Source organism: Exiguobacterium artemiae (assembly GCF_033342815.1).
GTDB classification, from domain to species: Bacteria; Bacillota; Bacilli; order Exiguobacteriales; family Exiguobacteriaceae; genus Exiguobacterium_A; species Exiguobacterium_A artemiae_A.
In genome coordinates, this window is the sequence record NZ_JAWPEN010000015.1 from 1 (window position 1) to 15,997 (window position 15,997).

Consider the following 15,997-nt stretch of genomic DNA (forward strand, 5'->3'; position numbering starts at 1 on the left):
ATTTCACTTCGCTTGAATATACGTTTTTGCCCATGCAAAAACACCTCCGATGCTAGTACTTTTTAAAAGTGTACCACTCCGAAGGTGTTTTATATTGTCTCAAAATTTTAGGTTAGCCCAACCGCTTCTATCCGTGAGTGCTTGCTTTTTCCGTCAAGAGACCTGTTTCAAGACCAGTTTGACCTGCTGAATTTGATAATTTTCGACGTGCAACAGTTCAAGATCATACGTCTCCGTCTCAAGTCTTTCGCCGACTTGATAGTCCGTTCCCTGCGCTTGGATGAAACCGGCAATCGTATCGATTTCATCCGCGTCAGTAAACGTCAGGTTAAACCGTTCCTGTAAATCTGCCAGCAACACGGTTCCCGACAGATGGTATTCTGTCTTCGAAACCGCCTCGATGTCGACCTGTTCATCTTCATCGAATTCATCGCGGATTTCACCGACGATTTCTTCAAGCAAATCTTCCATCGCAATCATGCCGGCCGTCCCGCCGTACTCGTCGATGACGAGCGCGATATGGGAACGCGTCACCTTCATCTTCAGCAATGTTTCCTGGAGCGGCGTCATTTCGGACACGGCCGGAATGTCTTTCATATACTTCTTTAAGTCACGTTGTTGATCGTTCGCTTGATCCGTCAGAACTTCCTTGACGTTGACATACCCGATGATTTTATCTTTATCAAAATCCTCGATGACCGGGTAACGCGTGTATTGATTGTCCGTCATGATTTGTAAAACTTCGGCCCACGTCATGCTGAGCGACAGCGTCGTCACGTTCATCCGCGGCACCATGATATCCTTCGTCACCCGCTCGTCGAAGGCAAAGACGTTTTGCATCAACGCGAGTTCCGTCTGATTGATCTCACCACTCTTAAAGCTTTGCGACATGATGATCTTCAACTCTTCTTCCGAATGGGCCTGTTCATGACCGGCCGGCTGAACGCCGAACAGACGCAGGAAAACACGGGCTGAACCGTTCATGACCCAAATGAACGGATACATGATTTTACCGAACACATACAACGCTGGTGCAAGAAGCAACGTCATCCGTTCTGCATACTGGATCGCGAGCGTCTTCGGTGCAAGCTCTCCGATGACGACGTGCAGGAACGTCACCGACACAAAAGCGATTGTATAGGAGAGAACCGTCGACAGGGCCGCTGCGACGCCAAATTCATCAAAGACCGGTCCAAGCAGCTTTTCAACGGTCGGTTTCCCGAGCGCTCCGAGTCCCAGTGCCGTGATCGTGATTCCGAGCTGACAGGCGGACAAGTAGTAGTCGAGGTCACTGGCAACCTTTTTTGCCAGGACCGCTCCCTTGTTTCCTTCCTGAATCATCTGATCAAGCCGTGACATCCGGACCTTGACGACGGCAAACTCCGATCCGACGAAAAACGCCGTCAACACAATCAACAATACAAGCAACGCCAAATTCAATACCAACAATATGTCCAATTCTTTCCCCTGAATCAGGGGGTCACCTCCGAGTAAAATAATTTGAATCGAGAAATGATTCCACAATTTAAAACCGTACAGTGAAACGTTATAGTTTCTATCATAGCGGACAGATTTCTGAATATCAACTGTTTTGCCTATGGTAATGATTCAATTATTCAGAATAATCTGATTGCAGTTTCTAAAAGGAGTACTTTTGATACTAGGTTTCTTCCCATGGTTTAGCGGCTATATAAGAGCTATGCACATCAACATCTCAAGTTAAAACAGTTTAAGACAAAGCTTCTTGAAGTCAAATGATGTACGTAAAATTGTAAGTGGAGAGGTAGTGGATTATTATGGAAAAAACAAGAAAAGGTTTCTCGTCGTACTTGCGACCGGAAGCAGATGGAGCAGGTCGTAACATCTCGTGGAGTTCAATCATCGCGGGAGTCGTATCATTTTTTGCACTTTTAATTACATTCAGCTTGATCGGTTCAGCGATCGGATTCGGTGTCACGGACGTCACATCCAACAATCCGTTTGACGGTGTCGGAATCGGCTTAGCCATCTGGGCGATCCTGTCGTTGTTAATCTCATTGTTCGTCGCCGGTTTCGTTTCCGGTGTGACATCGTCACGTGCCGGACTCGTTCATGGTTTCCTCACATGGTCGACAAGCGTCATTCTCTTGTTCGCCTTGTTGACATTCACGACAATCAACACGTTCCAAACAGTGGGTTCAGTACTGGGTACAGTTGGTGGTGCAGCAGGTCAAGGTGTCGGCGCCATCGCCAGCACAACATCAGACGCTGTCTCAAAAGGATTCAGCTCAGTAACGGATAACGTCTCAAACGTTGATACAAAAGAACTTGAAGGAAATGTCGATGAAATTCTGAAAGATACAGACATTCCGGAATTACAACCGAACTACTTGCAAGGTCAGCTCGATGCCGTCAAAGATGACGCAACAGCAGCCGGTAAAGATGTCTTAACCAAACCGGAAGACTTCGATAAAATCGTCAGTGATCTTGGTGACAAATTGACAGCACGTTCAGAAAAAATCCAAAACTCAGTCGATGAAGATAAAATCGCTGAAGCCGTTGCTCAAAACACGGATCTCTCACAAGCAGAAGCCGATAAAGCAACGAAAAACATCGTTGACGGTTTAAACCAGGCAACAAGCGAAACAAGCAAACAGATCGAAAACGCAAAACAAACACTTGATGAAACATCAGCTGATCTCAAGAAAACAGTTGAAGATGTCCGTGTTCAAACAGAACAAGCGACACAAACAGCATCTAAAGTTTCAATCTGGGGCTTCGTCGCTCTCATCTTAACGATGATCGTGACATCAATCGCCGGCATCACAGGTTCACGTGTTGCATCACGCGGCCGTATCGCCAACAAATAATTGAATGAATGCAGCCGAAGGTCCCCGCGACCTTCGGCTTTTTTTGTTTGACAATCGCTTTGAATCTGTTAGGCTGTTAACTAACGACCGTTAGGAAGGTGACGAAATGAAAGCTTCATTATTATTACAGACGGCCCTGCGGCATTTTGCCCAACACGGCTACGAAGGCGCCTCCTTGCAGGAGATTGCCCAGGACGTCGGCATCAAGAAACCATCGATTTATGCCCACTACCGTGGAAAAGACGATTTATTTCTGACAGCGATGACACATGCGCTCGCGACACAGAAAATACATCTCGCCACGTACTTCATCTCGACCCGTCATCTTTCGCTCGAAGAGAGCCTGAAAGGTTTTTTTGACTGGTTTCTCGAGGAAAGCACCCAAAATGATCAGCTGAAGTTCATTTTACGGATTGCCTATTTTCCGCCCGTCAAACTCGAGCGGGAAGTCACGGATTTGATTAATCCGTTTTTCGATTCGATGCAACGCCACTTGACCCGTTTGTTGCGGGAACGCGACCGCCAAGAACAGATTTTATACTCGGATGATTACGAAAGTGCCGCCCTCGCCTACTTGACGGTGACGGAAGGCACGATGACCGAGTTCGTGTTCAATGGCGTCGCCGCATATGAACGGCGTTTCACCGCCGTTTGGCCGATTTTTTGGCGGGGACTTGTCCGCTGACGATTTAAACTACAGAAACAGAGGAATTCATCATGCAAAACAACAAACTAATTTTAGGCACACTGTTGCTCAATCTTTTCATCGCCTTTTTAGGGATTGGTCTTGTCATTCCCGTCACACCAACGATCATGAATGAACTGAACATTTCCGGTTCGACCGTCGGTTACATGGTCTCGGCATTCGCCTTTGCCCAGCTTGTATTATCGCCGCTTGCCGGCCGGGCCGTCGACAAGTACGGTCGGAAGCCGATGATTATCATCGGTCTGTTCGTCTTCAGCATGTCGGAAGTGTTATTTGGTCTCGGACAATCGGTCGAAGTCTTGTTTGCGTCACGGATCTTGGGTGGTGTCAGTGCCGCCTTCATCATGCCGGCCGTCACGGCGTTCATCGCTGATATTACGACAAACGAAACCCGTCCGAAAGCCCTCGGCTATATGTCGGCGGCGATTTCGACCGGTTTCATCATCGGACCGGGCATCGGCGGTTTCCTGGCCGACATCGGAACGCGTATGCCGTTTTTCTTTGCCGCCGCATTTGGTTTGACCGCGATGATCTTGTCCGTCTTTACGTTAAGCGAACCGGAACGGCATTATGAACAGACAACGATCCCCCAGCAAAAAACCGGTTTCCGGAAAGTCTTTTCACCACTCTACTTCATCGCTTTTATGGTGTTGCTGATTTCTTCTTTCGGACTCGCGTCGTTTGAGTCACTGTTCGCGCTGTTCGTCGACCGGAAGTTCGGCTTTACGGCGAAAGATATCGCGCTCGCGATTTCACTTGGGGCAATCGTCGGTGTCATCGTCCAGGTCGGTTTGTTTGAACGGCTGACACGCTGGTTCGGTGAGATCCGTCTCATCCGGTACAGCCTGATCGGTTCGACCCTGCTCGTCCTCGTCATGACCTATGTGACAAGTTACCTTGCAATTATTCTCGTAACGATGGTCGTCTTCGTCGGTTTCGACTTGATGCGTCCTGCCGTTACGACGTATTTATCGAAAATCGCCGGCAATGAACAAGGTTTCGTCGGCGGGATGAACTCGATGTTTACGAGTATCGGGAATATTCTCGGACCGATCATCGGCGGGATTCTGTTTGACGTCGATCTCAACTATCCGTTTTACTTTGCGACCGTCATGCTCGCCATCGGCATCGCTCTGACTTTCGTCTGGCGGGAACAACAGCCGGCTGATCTGACGACTGAAGAAAAAACGTCATGACCTTCAGAAATAGGAGAGGAAGAACTCACGTATTTATACATATGTGAGTTTTTTTGCCGGCATTTTTACCGATTGTCAGAGAGAGTCTCTCAATAATTATGATGTTTTGGAGTTGTCCTCCATCTTTAGTCGACGAGCAGTATCGTACAGACGGAATAACCAAAGGTATAATCCGACACCGATGAAGGAAAAGAACAGGATGACGCTAAAAATACTGATTGGCGACAGGATTCCTGACAAATAGACCGTCAACGGAGCAAGCGTTTTCCCAAGTGTATTCTGCAGACTGTCAGCTGCTAAGTACTGTCCTCTCGCCTGTTTAGGAGCATAATGACTCACGAAACTCTGCGTGACGGGAGTCCGAATAATTTCCCCCAGCGTAAAGATGACAGTACAGAAAAATAAATACAAGATATTACCGCTGATACCGACTAAAAACGTTCCGATCCCTGCAAACAAGGTAGATACAATAAACAGACGTTTTTCTGACCAATGCTTCAGCGCATTGGTCACCGGAAGAATCAAGAGCACAAACAAAAGACCGTTAAACCCGACCAACCATCCGAACAATGACTGGCTCGTCAGATGAATCGGGTCTTGCGTCCAAGATAACAGAGACTGCGTGGGTACCTGCTCAATCAAATAAACCGGCAAATAGAGATCAAGTTGCATGATCGGAAACAAGGAAAAAATTCCGGCAAGCACATACAGCATAAAAATCCGATCCTGAAAAATGATCCGATACCCGTTCCACCTTTTTTGAAAGGAATGTTTGAGGGAGGATGTCACATCCTCTTGTTTTTTTTCCAGGGGAACCGTTTCATACATCATGAAATACAGAGCCCATAAGTACAGCAAAAGAATACCGGCGCAAGTCCATAGTAAGGCTTGGCGATATTGAAAAAAGAAAACAGCTCCAATCACCGGACCAAGAACTGCTCCGATATTGTTCACAGTCGAAAACGTCGCAAATACTGAACGCAGTGCGTGCTCGGGAACAATGTCCGCTATCATGGCAGAACTAGCCGGACGATAAAATGCAGCTCCGATTCCAATCCCGATAAAAGCGATATAGTCGATCCAGTAGGAGGTGGAGGCTGCAAACAGCACGAACATACTCATTTGGAGGAACGTCCCAACGAGCATTACGGGACGTCTTCCCCAAGTGTCCGCAAGGTTCCCGCCGACTAAACTGCCGAGGATACTCAGCAGAGGAGGAAGGGTCATCAAAAGTCCTGCTTTCTGCAAACCTAACGTTTGACCGAAGTAGACGGTGATAAAGGGGAAATACATCCAAAATAATAAATTGAACAGACCCTCTCCGACTAATCTGACTTTCATGTTTGAATCCCAAGAAAATTTCTCCATAATATACGTCCCCTCATTTCAATTCATGCAGGAAGCCCTGCTTTTCCCGTGTAGATTTACTATAAGAAAACGACACAGAAAGAACTAGACTTATATTTCCACATGGATTATACTAATATTATGAAAAATAAGTAAGAAAAGCCCTGTTTGAATTGTGTTATAAAACGAACATAGGTTCTCAAATTATAATCTTTGACCGTCTTACATACTGTCTTCTCATATGCGTGACACGGATGTGTCATCTTCAGAATAAACATAAAAAACCGATAAAAGTTGGACGTAACCATCCAACTTTTATCGGTTTTTTTGAAGATCAATCAAATAATCTCTTTAGACCCTTCACGTTTGATACGATGTACGTCGCCACAGTTTGATTCGGTGGTATGTCCGCAATCAGGCAGGAGTCAATTCCAGCCTGCTGTCCCGATAGTACGTCAAGTTCGCGGTCACCAATCATAATTGTTTCAGCCGGTTCCATTTGATAGTGTTTCATCAGATACTGAATCGCGGCCGGATCCGGCTTTCGGGCAAATCCCCGCTCCGCCGTCACTACATCCCGGAAGACCCCGGTCAATCCGTTCGCCTGTAACAGTTTAAACGTCGATGCTCCGCGATGCGTCAGGATGTAGTTATGTCCGTCGTGTGTTTGAATGGAGCGGCAAAGTTGCGGTATTCCGGAAAACGGCAAAGCCGCTTTAAGTTCTGTTTGTGCTTTTTGTTCTTTAAACCGTGAAATCGTGTCCGCATCAAGGCCATACTTTTCATAGGCCGTTTTCGCCGAGATTTTCATCGCTTCCAAAATCGACTCAATCGCACATTCTGTCCCTGCCCGCGTAACATCTCCTGCAAGACAGTAGCCATGACCGGATAGGTATCAAACAGCGTCCCGTCAAAATCCCAGATTACATGCCGGTACATCGTGTCGCCTCCTGTCGGACGACCCAGTCCTGTATCCGGGTCAGTTTGTCCGTTTCCGGATTTTCCAAGTAGTCAAAGGCTTTTAAGACCAGCGGCGACGCGTTCGATGCATCGACGTCTGCCCGGCTGACCCAGGACGAACCGGTCGAGTCCTGCCCCTCAAACGTCTTTGGTACAGAGCGTTCCCCCTCTGCTTCTAACACGCGGAAAAACACACCGATATGATGCAGATGCGACGCCCGGTGCCAATTTGACTAAAGGAAAAATTCAAACGTTCCAAGCAACTGTTTGGAATGGACCGTCAGCCCGGTCTCCTCCTGGAATTCACGGTCCAGCGCATCCGGCAACGTCTCGAAATCTTCCAGACTCCCGCCCGGCAAATCGTACCGGTACGTGTACGGTCCGCCCTGCTTATGAATGACGAGCAGTTTTCCTTCATTATAATAGATGCCATATGTACCGAATGCCCGGTGAAACGTCGGTTCGTTTATATTCATGATTCATCCTCTCTCATATACGCAGTTAACCACCGCTCGACCGATTGCAAGGCCCCTTCCAAATGTCCGCCGAACGTCGGATCACTTTCCGTTCCAAGCAGCGTGACCTTGTCCTGCAACGCGCCTTCCAGTCGAATCAATCCATAGGTAGGAAAATCGGTTAACGGTTCAGCATCTGCTTTCGCTGCCGTCTCCGGTTCCTTTGCCCAGTCCTGATACAAAACAGCAACCGGATGACCGGCTTCCTGTCCGAATAAATGGATCAACTGTTCTACGACCTGCCGCTTTACTTCCGTTTCTCCAAGTGTTGCACGCTCCGTTGCCGTCAGGCGGAAAAATCCGAATAGGGCGCCGGGACCGGTCGGCGGTGACGCATCATGGATTTCCTGCAACACACCGGACCAGCTGATGGCGAAACCGGATCGACCGGTTTGCCGCCAAAACGGGGTATCGTACACGGCGACGACCTTCGCTTGCCCGGCCATCCAGGTCGGTGTTGTCCTCAGTTGATGCTGTACGGATTCCGCTAAAGCGGGATGCCATTGGATTTGTCCGCTGAGTCGCGGCGGGAGTGTCACGATGACGTGATCAAACGTTTGCCGGAATCGGCTCCCACTCTGCTCCATCGTCAGTTCGACCTGCTCGGTGACCTCAATCGCCGTCACACGGTGCGCCAGTTGAATCGTTCCAGGATGCAGCTGTTCCGCCAGCGCCTCCGTCACGCTATGCATTCCTTTTACCAGTCGGTGCGACAAAACCGTTTGCCCGTCCGGTAACCGGTGTTGTTCGACTTGCCCCGGTGACCGTTCGAGCATCATCGTCCCGTCTGTCGCCTGAACAAGAACCGGCAGTTGCAGACGCTCAATCAGCGTCGTCATCAACCGTTCTGTTTCCGGCCAATACCAGGTCGGTCCGAGATCAAACGCATAGAAATGATCTTTAAGCGTCAACGTTTTCGTCAAAACCCGGCCGCCGATTCGTTCACGTGCTTCAAAAATCGTGACCTCATCTCCCCTTTCCTGCAGACGCCAAGCAGTGTACAAGCCGGTCAGACCGGCACCGACGACAGCGATTCGTAGCATGTTCATCCCTTCTTTCATATGTTTCTTTCTAGTGTACCGAATATTTTTTTGGAACGCACAGAAAAACAGAGTGTCATCCAACACTCTGCTCGTTGTTGCTTAGGATGATTGCATATGTTGCCAGTCGTCTTCATCAAAGATCGACTGGACCCATTCGGTGGAAACATATAATGATTTGGCGATGGCTTCGTCGGATTTCCCGAGTTTACGCAGCAAATGGACGATTCGAATCCTTCGCTCGAGTTCACGCTCGTCAGGTAACAATTCCGGCATCATGTCGGCGCCTCCTTTCTCTCTTTAAGCCAACCGTCATCGTTTTGTCTAAGTTACCCGTTTATCGGTTGAATATTCCGATAACTTAATAGAAACGATGATTTTTGATAATCAGTCTAAAAAAAGTAACAGTTTTTTTACTCGTCTAATGTAAAGTCTACTTTACAAAATGTAAAACAGACTTTACAATCAAAGTATCAAATGATTAAAGGAGACGTGCGATGAAACTGATTAACCGGGTTAAATCGTTGCGCAGCAGCAACGGATGGACGCAGGAACAGTTTGCTCAGATGATCGGTGTCACACGCCAGACGGTGATTTCGCTTGAAAAAGGCAGCTATACCCCGTCCTTGTTACTGGCGATGCAGATTGCACGAGTGCTCGAGCGTCCTGTCGAATCGATTTTTTACTTGGAGGAGGAATCGTAATGAAACGTGTCATCATTCAGTCGTGTTTAAACATTTGTATGTATTTTTTGGCAGCTGTTTTCATTAGTTCTATTCACGATCAACTAACTGTTTTTCAAAATGATCCGGTCAAAGGAACCGGCTTCAATCTGACGTTGGACCTTTCCATTATTCTTCCTGTTATATTGGTCGCAATCGGTCTTTCAGTTACCGGCTACTGGATGCGAACAGATAAGAAAAGTTCTTTTTCCAAGTGGTCGTCGTCAACTACAGAGTTTTCTGATCAAGATGAACGGGAGGAAGTGATCACAGGAAAGGCAACACGCGCTGCTTATGTGACGTTTTTAATTACTTTACCTATTCTAATGATTTGCTTTTTATTTGATGTTCCGCTGATGTCGAGTTTTCCAAACTTTTCATTTTACGCCATTGCGCTCGTCTTAACAGCTGGAACGTTTTCCTATATGGCGGCCTGGGTCTATCATTACCAACGCTAAACACTCACAAATACTTGACGAAAAAGTACTGGGTCTGTCCTTCCGTCGGATGATCGGGCAGACGACCGTATTCCTCGAATCCGAGTTTTTCATAAAAGCCCGGCGCCTGAAAGCTGAACGTATCAAGCAAAATCTTACTGCAGGATTTTTCTTCGGCAATCGATTCGATTTTTTCCATCAGCTGTTTTCCGGTACCGCCGATTCGGTTTTCCGGGTCGACCCACAAAAAATGCACCTGCAGATGATTCCACACATAACTTGCCGTAACACCGCCGAGGAGTTGCTCGTCTTCATCCCATGCCAAAAAGCAATATGGTTCCGTTTCCGTAAAGAGCGTTGCCGGAACGTGTTGTCGGTTATAAGCAATCAGTTGCTCCCGGATCCATTGCCCGTCTTCCGTCGTACCACTTGTGATTTCCATCATCCAAAACCCCCGATTGAAATATTTTACACTCACATCTCATGATAACACGTCGATTTGAATACTTTGGCAAAAGAAAAAGAGGCGCCGCTTGGCACCTCTATTTTTACTTCTTGAATTCTTTTTCCGTTCCATCGGCAAACTCGATCTCGACTTCAAGGCGGGTCGCGTCCTTGATATCAAACACCTTCTCGACTTCGGCAATCGCGTCATCCTTTGACGTATCGGCATCCAGGTTCAGTTCGTCGAGCTTGGCATCGAGCGTCTTCATCGCTTCGTTGCCTTGCGCCTGCTCACCGTTCATCTTGTAATCGGCTTCCGTCCCGTCGTTGTCACGGTCATAACTGATGTCGACGGCGTCCATCATGTCCGAAGTATCCGCCTCAACTGACAGACTGACGAATCCGTAATCCTTGTCGGCATTGTCCGTCACCGTATCCTGATCCTGATTCATAGCCGTATCGTCCTTCATCGAGCTGTCATCTTTCAAGCCGGTATCATTTGTCGTCGTTGTTTCCTCGACTTTTTCCGTTTCCTGATTGTCCGAATTGCCGCATCCTGCGGCAAATAGGGCAAGACCAAGAACCGGTACCAAATATGTCTTCTTCATTAGAATGACCCCCTCTTTTTTGACTATCCCCTGGGTCAAGACACATAAATCGTTTTAATGTGCGATTTCAAAAAAAGATTCACCTGTCACTTCACAATCAAAACCGGGCATTTGACGCGTTTGGCAATCTTATGACTGACACTGCCGAGCATCATCTCCTGCAGACTGTTTAAGCCCCGGCTGCCGATAATCGTCAAATCAACCTGCTTGTTGTTGGCATGATCCACAATCGTCGGACCCGGCTCACCGCGAAGAATCGTCACGTAATAGGAGACATGCGCTGCTTCGAGCTTTTCTTCGACCGGTGCCAGTCTTTTTCTGCGGGCCACTTCAAGCCCTGCCGTTCCTTCCGTATGCAGGACATCGTCTTTAATTTTCCCGAAATCGGCGACGAAAACGACTTCCACTTGACTGTCCGGACTGAGCCGGGCAATCTTAATTGCTTCTTCCGTTGCCCGGACGGAATGGTCCGAGCCGTCGACGGCTAATAAGATATGTTGATACATAACTTTTCCTCCTTAACTCAATGTGTAGAAATTTTCGGGATCGGATCCTGATGAACCGCCAACCGATCAATCAGCTTCTTACTTTCCGGATTCAATCCGATCAGTTCGACTTTGTTTTGATTCGCCATCAAGCGGAGCATCACCTTGTCAATCGCTCCGACGGCCGAATCATCCCAAATTTGGGTGCTGCTGAAATCAATCCGAATCTGTTGGTTCGTCTCCTCATAATCAAATGAAGCGATGAAATGATCGACCGAAGCGAAGAACAACGGACCTTTGACGGTATACACCGTTTTTCCGGTCTCTATCTGTTGCTTGACCTTGATTTTCGAGACTTTGGCGACGAAGAACAGCGCACTTAACACGACGCCTGCCATGACGCCGATCGACAAATCATGTGTGGCAACGACAATGATGACTGTCGCAAGCATCACGAACGCATCTGCTTTTGGGGCTTTGCGGAGATACGTAAACGAGGACCAGTCAAATGTACCGATCGAGACCATGATCATGATTCCGACGAGAACCGGCATCGGAATCTGAACGACTAAGTTTCCGAGGACGATGATCAAAAACATCAGGAACAGTCCGGCAACCAGCGTCGACAGACGTCCGCGACCACCCGACTTGACGTTGATGACCGATTGACCGATCATCGCGCAACCCGCCATACCGCCAAAAAATCCGGTGATGAAGTTCGCAATACCCTGCCCGCGGGCTTCCTTGTTTTTTTCACTTTCCGTTCCCGTCATGTCGTCGACAATCGTCGCCGTCAGCAATGATTCAAGTAATCCGACAATCGCGAGTGCCAGTGAATACGGGAAAATAATTTGCAGTGTCTCGAAGTTCAACGGGACGTCCGGCAAGAAAAACGACGGTAACGATCGTTGAATCGTTCCGAGATCACCGACCGTCCGTAAATCGACGTTCAAATAAATCGCGGCAATCGTCAGCACAATGATCGCGATCAGCGGTGCCGGAATCGTTTTAAGAAAACGCGGCAACAGATAAACGATGGCCAGCGTAATGGCGACGAAGACATAGGTCATCGTTGAAATCCCGATGAAATGCGGGACTTGTGCCATAAAAATCAGAATCGCGAGTGCATTGACGAACCCGATCATGACGGCACGCGGAATGAATTTCATGACCCGTGCAATCTTGATGACCCCAAAGAGAATTTGAATGACTCCGGTTAAAATCGTTGCAGCAAGCAGATAATCGAGTCCGTGTTCCTTGACGAGCGGGACCATTAAAAGGGCCATCGCACCGGTTGCTGCTGAAATCATGCCCGGTCGTCCGCCGACAAAAGCGAGGATGACGGCGATACAAAACGAGGCGTACAATCCGACCATCGGATCGACACCGGCAATGATTGAAAAGGCAATCGCCTCCGGAATCAAAGCCAACGCGACAACGATTCCTGCCAACACATCACCTCTGATATTTGAGAACCATTGTTCCCGTACACTCATTTTCATTTATTTCTTCCACCTTTCTGTTGAGAACTGTTCCTTTCTCAACATCCTGTCCTGTTTTGAATATCCACAGTCTAGCACCATTAGTTTCAAAAAGGAACACTTTTGGTCTGATTTATTTTGAAATGATTCACCTAACCATACTAAAAAGGAGTTCATCCGAATCGATGAACTCCTTGTCTCGTCCCTTATTGATTTGCGTCAGTCCGCCAGACATTTCTTGCAGTGTTGGTAGTTTTTATTACCGCCGGATAAGTTACAGACATCCGTAAAGCCTAAGTTTTTGAGTACGTTTTGCGCCGCATTTCCGGTCACGCCTTTGTTGCAATAAACGATCGTCGGCAACGTCGGATCAAGTTCCTTCGCCCGTGTCCGCAATTCACCGAGCGGGATGTGAATCGCTCCGTCAACGTGATTTTTTTCGAACTGGGCTTTCGAGCGGGTATCGATGATTTGGAATGACTTGCCGTTTGCAACTTGTTCGATCAACTCATTTGGAGTCATCAAACGGGCTGTTTTTTTAATCGCATTATCAAGTGCCATCCCGGTATAAAGGACCGGATCCTTTGTCGTCGCAAACGGCGGCGCATAGGCAAGATCGAGGTGGAACAGATCTTCTGCTTTTGCTTTGAAGGTGATTGCGGTCGCGAGGACATCAATCCGTTTGTCGACCCCTTGCGGTCCAACAATCTGTGCCCCGAGGACACGTCCCGTTGCCCGATCAGCAATCGCTTTGATGACCATCTCTTTTCCGCCCATATATTCCGGACGATCCGGTTTGATGTTATGGAGGACTTCGATGTCGTAACCTGCGTCCCGCGCTTCTTTTTCCGTCAAACCGGTTTGTGCGACCGTCAGATCAAACGCTTTGAAAATACCGGTTCCAAGAATGCCGCGGTGTTCCGCTTCTTCCCCGGTGATGACCATCCCGGCAATCCGACCCATCTTGTTCGCGGTCGAGCCAAGCGGACGGTAAATCGCTTCTCCGGTAATGACAGAGAAACTTTCCGCGACGTCGCCGACAGCATACACATCGGTCAAGTTCGTCTGCATCTTCCGGTTAACGGCAATCGCACCCGTCTGACCCATCTCAATACCAATCTGTTTGGCGAGTTCGGTGTTCGGTTTAACTCCGACCGACAGGATGACGAGGTCTGTTGCAATCGATTTGCCGCTCTCGAGCGCAACTTCCGTGACGCGTGACTTCCCGTTGAATGCCGTCACTGATTCCCCGAGCAACAGGGAGACGCCTTTGTCTCTTAAATGATCCGCAACCCGTTCTGCCATGTCACGGTCAAGCGGCGGCATGACTTGCGGCAGACGTTCGACGAGTGTCACCTGAATTCCGCGGTATGTCAGTTGTTCTGCCATCTCAAGACCGATGAAACCGCCGCCGACGATTGTCGCCGTTTTCGGATCATGGGCGTCGATATACGAGCGGATCGCATCGGCATTGCGGACGTTCCGGACCGTAAAGACGTTGTCGTGATCAACACCCGGGAATGGCGGAACGATGCTTGACGCTCCGGTCGCAAGCACCAGCGTATCGTACGTATCCGTCAAACGCTCACCGGTCGCCAGATTAATGATGGTCGCCGTTTTCGTTGTGTGATCAATCGATTCGACTTCGTGCCGGGTGTGGATGTCGATGTTATACCTTTTTTTGAAGAATGCCGCATCGCGCGGTGTCAACTCATCGATGTCGGCAATTTCACCGCCGACGAAGTACGGAATCCCGCAACCGGAATACGAGATGTCCTGGTCACGGTCGTAGATTGTAATTTGTAAGTCTTCACTGTTCCGGCGTGCTTTCGCACCGACTGATGTTCCGGCGGCGACTGAACCGATGATCAACAATTTCATATAAGTTTCCTCCTAAAAATCAATAAAGTAACAAGCTGATGTATAACCCGAGTAACGTAATGGTCAGTGTCGGAATCGTCAGAATCGTTCCGATCTTAAAGTATTGTCCCCAGCCGATTTTGACACCTTTTGAGCGCAAAACGTGCAACCAGAGCAAGGTCGCCAGACTGCCGATTGGTGTAATCTTCGGACCTAAATCGGATCCGATGACGTTGGCATAAATCAACGCTTCCCGAATGATGCCGGTCGTTTGACTGAGATCAATTGCCAGCGCATCAATCATCACGGTCGGCATATTGTTCATGACCGATGACAGGATGGCGGCGAGGAAGCCCATGCCGAACGTCGCAGCGGCCAGATTTGTCGCAAAACCGTCAATGACATCGGCGAGAACTTGCGTCAATCCGGCATTTTGCAGACCATAAACGACGATATACATTCCGAGTGAAAAGAAGACGATCGCCCACGGTGCGCCGGCGATGACTTTTTTTGTTGGTACACTTGGTGACCGACGTGCCATCAAGAGGAAGAACAGGGCGATGACGCCGGCCACCAAACTGACCGGAATCCCGATGAGGTCACTCGTGAAGTAACCGACGACAAGCAACACAAGCACAAGCCACGATAATTTGAACATCCGCTGATCCTTGATTGCCGTGTTTGGCGCGACGAGTTGCGTCACATCATAGGTCTTCGGAATACTTTTGCGGAAATACAAATACAACACAAGCAGACTGCCGATGACGGAAAAGACGTTGACGAACACCATTCGTGACGCATATTCCGTAAAGCCGATGTCAAAGAAGTCGGCTGAGACGATATTAACGAGGTTCGAGACGACAAACGGCAGACTCGCCGTATCGGCAATGAAGCCGGAAGCAAAGACATACGCCAAAACGACATAGTCCGGTAATTTTAAGTAACGGACGATGGCGAGGACAATCGGCGTTAAAATCAACGCTGCGCCGTCGTTCGCGAATAACGCTGACACGAGTGCGCCGAGTAACGTCAGATAGACAAACAGTTTGACACCGCCGCCGCGGGCAATCCGGGCCATATGCAACGCTGCCCACTCGAAGAAGCCGATTTCGTCCAAAATCAACGAAATGATGATCAGGGCGATAAAGGTAAACGTCGCGTTCCAGATGATGCCCCAGACTGTCGAGACATCATCCAGATTCACGACGCCGGTCAGTAAGGCAATCAGTGCCATCCCCATCGCGGAGTAGCCGATACCGAGGCCCTTTGGTTGTTTAATGATTAAAAATAACGTGATCAGAAAAATCCCGATCGCAAGTAGATGTGTGCCGGTCAATGCGTTCACTT

Annotated in this window: 19 protein-coding genes; 5 read left to right on the forward strand and 14 right to left on the reverse strand. The window is 48.5% G+C overall.

The genetic code is table 11. From position 1 onward, the window contains the following. Nucleotides 1-153: 153 nt before the first annotated feature. Complete coding sequence (locus tag R7V76_RS12825; protein ID WP_318092931.1) at nucleotides 154-1,458, reverse strand: hemolysin family protein; 1,305 nt, start codon at nucleotides 1,456-1,458, stop codon at nucleotides 154-156. 338 nt (nucleotides 1,459-1,796) lie between these two features. Between R7V76_RS12825 and R7V76_RS12830 the strand changes: the two genes are divergently transcribed. The 3 genes from R7V76_RS12830 (at nucleotide 1,797) to R7V76_RS12840 (ending at nucleotide 4,751) form a co-directional block, all read left to right on the forward strand. After that, a complete protein-coding gene (locus R7V76_RS12830; protein ID WP_251139451.1) occupies nucleotides 1,797-2,849 on the forward strand; it encodes a hypothetical protein in 1,053 nt (350 codons plus the stop codon). Nucleotides 2,850-2,955: 106 nt separating this feature from the next. Next, nucleotides 2,956-3,534: a TetR/AcrR family transcriptional regulator gene (locus tag R7V76_RS12835; protein ID WP_318092935.1), complete on the forward strand. Its 579-nt coding sequence runs from the start codon at nucleotides 2,956-2,958 to the stop codon at nucleotides 3,532-3,534. A gap of 32 nt (nucleotides 3,535-3,566) precedes the next feature. Next, nucleotides 3,567-4,751 carry an MFS transporter gene (locus R7V76_RS12840; RefSeq protein ID WP_318092937.1) on the forward strand — a complete coding sequence of 395 codons (1,185 nt, stop codon included), beginning with the start codon at nucleotides 3,567-3,569 and terminating at the stop codon, nucleotides 4,749-4,751. Between the two features lie 96 nt (nucleotides 4,752-4,847). On the opposite strand, the gene R7V76_RS12845 is transcribed toward R7V76_RS12840, so the two are convergent. The 7 genes from R7V76_RS12845 to R7V76_RS12875 all read right to left on the reverse strand — a co-directional run bounded on the left by R7V76_RS12845 (nucleotide 4,848) and on the right by R7V76_RS12875 (nucleotide 8,892). Then, complete coding sequence (locus tag R7V76_RS12845; protein ID WP_318092939.1) at nucleotides 4,848-6,092, reverse strand: MDR family MFS transporter; 1,245 nt, start codon at nucleotides 6,090-6,092, stop codon at nucleotides 4,848-4,850. 340 nt (nucleotides 6,093-6,432) lie between these two features. Beyond that, nucleotides 6,433-6,909, reverse strand: coding sequence for an HAD-IA family hydrolase (locus R7V76_RS12850; RefSeq protein WP_318092941.1), 477 nt, complete (start codon nucleotides 6,907-6,909; stop codon nucleotides 6,433-6,435). Next, the gene (locus R7V76_RS12855; protein WP_318092942.1) at nucleotides 6,906-7,037 is read right to left on the reverse strand and encodes a hypothetical protein; all 132 of its coding nucleotides are present in this window, start codon (nucleotides 7,035-7,037) and stop codon (nucleotides 6,906-6,908) included. The genes R7V76_RS12850 and R7V76_RS12855 overlap by 4 nt, the downstream gene beginning before the upstream one ends. Then, entirely contained in the window at nucleotides 7,022-7,240 is a 219-nt protein-coding gene (locus tag R7V76_RS12860) for a hypothetical protein (protein WP_318092944.1), read from the reverse strand. The genes R7V76_RS12855 and R7V76_RS12860 overlap by 16 nt, the downstream gene beginning before the upstream one ends. 51 nt (nucleotides 7,241-7,291) lie before the next feature. Then, nucleotides 7,292-7,534 carry an NUDIX domain-containing protein gene (locus tag R7V76_RS12865; protein ID WP_318092946.1) on the reverse strand — a complete coding sequence of 81 codons (243 nt, stop codon included), beginning with the start codon at nucleotides 7,532-7,534 and terminating at the stop codon, nucleotides 7,292-7,294. Continuing rightward, entirely contained in the window at nucleotides 7,531-8,700 is a 1,170-nt protein-coding gene (locus R7V76_RS12870; RefSeq protein ID WP_369076254.1) for a flavin monoamine oxidase family protein, read from the reverse strand. The genes R7V76_RS12865 and R7V76_RS12870 overlap by 4 nt, the downstream gene beginning before the upstream one ends. Nucleotides 8,701-8,715: 15 nt before the next feature. Continuing rightward, nucleotides 8,716-8,892 carry a hypothetical protein gene (locus tag R7V76_RS12875; RefSeq protein WP_012370320.1) on the reverse strand — a complete coding sequence of 59 codons (177 nt, stop codon included), beginning with the start codon at nucleotides 8,890-8,892 and terminating at the stop codon, nucleotides 8,716-8,718. Between the two features lie 218 nt (nucleotides 8,893-9,110). On the opposite strand from R7V76_RS12875, the gene R7V76_RS12880 reads away from it, so the two are divergent. Together R7V76_RS12880 and R7V76_RS12885 are read left to right on the forward strand one after the other, a co-directional pair. Next, complete coding sequence (locus R7V76_RS12880; protein ID WP_318092951.1) at nucleotides 9,111-9,317, forward strand: helix-turn-helix transcriptional regulator; 207 nt, start codon at nucleotides 9,111-9,113, stop codon at nucleotides 9,315-9,317. Next, nucleotides 9,317-9,793 carry a hypothetical protein gene (locus R7V76_RS12885; RefSeq protein WP_318092953.1) on the forward strand — a complete coding sequence of 159 codons (477 nt, stop codon included), beginning with the start codon at nucleotides 9,317-9,319 and terminating at the stop codon, nucleotides 9,791-9,793. The genes R7V76_RS12880 and R7V76_RS12885 overlap by 1 nt, the downstream gene beginning before the upstream one ends. 4 nt (nucleotides 9,794-9,797) lie before the next feature. Here the strand turns inward: R7V76_RS12885 and R7V76_RS12890 are convergent, their stop codons facing one another. From R7V76_RS12890 to R7V76_RS12915, 6 genes are all read right to left on the reverse strand, one after another. Next, nucleotides 9,798-10,217 carry a GNAT family N-acetyltransferase gene (locus R7V76_RS12890; protein ID WP_318092955.1) on the reverse strand — a complete coding sequence of 140 codons (420 nt, stop codon included), beginning with the start codon at nucleotides 10,215-10,217 and terminating at the stop codon, nucleotides 9,798-9,800. Between the two features lie 103 nt (nucleotides 10,218-10,320). Continuing rightward, the gene (locus R7V76_RS12895; protein WP_318092957.1) at nucleotides 10,321-10,824 is read right to left on the reverse strand and encodes a YusW family protein; all 504 of its coding nucleotides are present in this window, start codon (nucleotides 10,822-10,824) and stop codon (nucleotides 10,321-10,323) included. A gap of 86 nt (nucleotides 10,825-10,910) precedes the next feature. Continuing rightward, nucleotides 10,911-11,330 (reverse strand): universal stress protein, encoded by a 420-nt coding sequence (locus R7V76_RS12900; protein ID WP_318092959.1) that lies wholly within the window; start codon nucleotides 11,328-11,330, stop codon nucleotides 10,911-10,913. 17 nt (nucleotides 11,331-11,347) lie between these two features. Beyond that, nucleotides 11,348-12,811 carry a SulP family inorganic anion transporter gene (locus tag R7V76_RS12905; RefSeq protein ID WP_318092961.1) on the reverse strand — a complete coding sequence of 488 codons (1,464 nt, stop codon included), beginning with the start codon at nucleotides 12,809-12,811 and terminating at the stop codon, nucleotides 11,348-11,350. A 198-nt stretch (nucleotides 12,812-13,009) separates the two neighbouring features. Continuing rightward, a complete protein-coding gene (locus R7V76_RS12910) occupies nucleotides 13,010-14,671 on the reverse strand; it encodes an FAD-dependent oxidoreductase (protein WP_318092963.1) in 1,662 nt (553 codons plus the stop codon). A gap of 19 nt (nucleotides 14,672-14,690) precedes the next feature. Further along, entirely contained in the window at nucleotides 14,691-15,995 is a 1,305-nt protein-coding gene (locus R7V76_RS12915) for an arsenic transporter (RefSeq protein WP_318092965.1), read from the reverse strand. Nucleotides 15,996-15,997 lie beyond the last annotated feature (2 nt).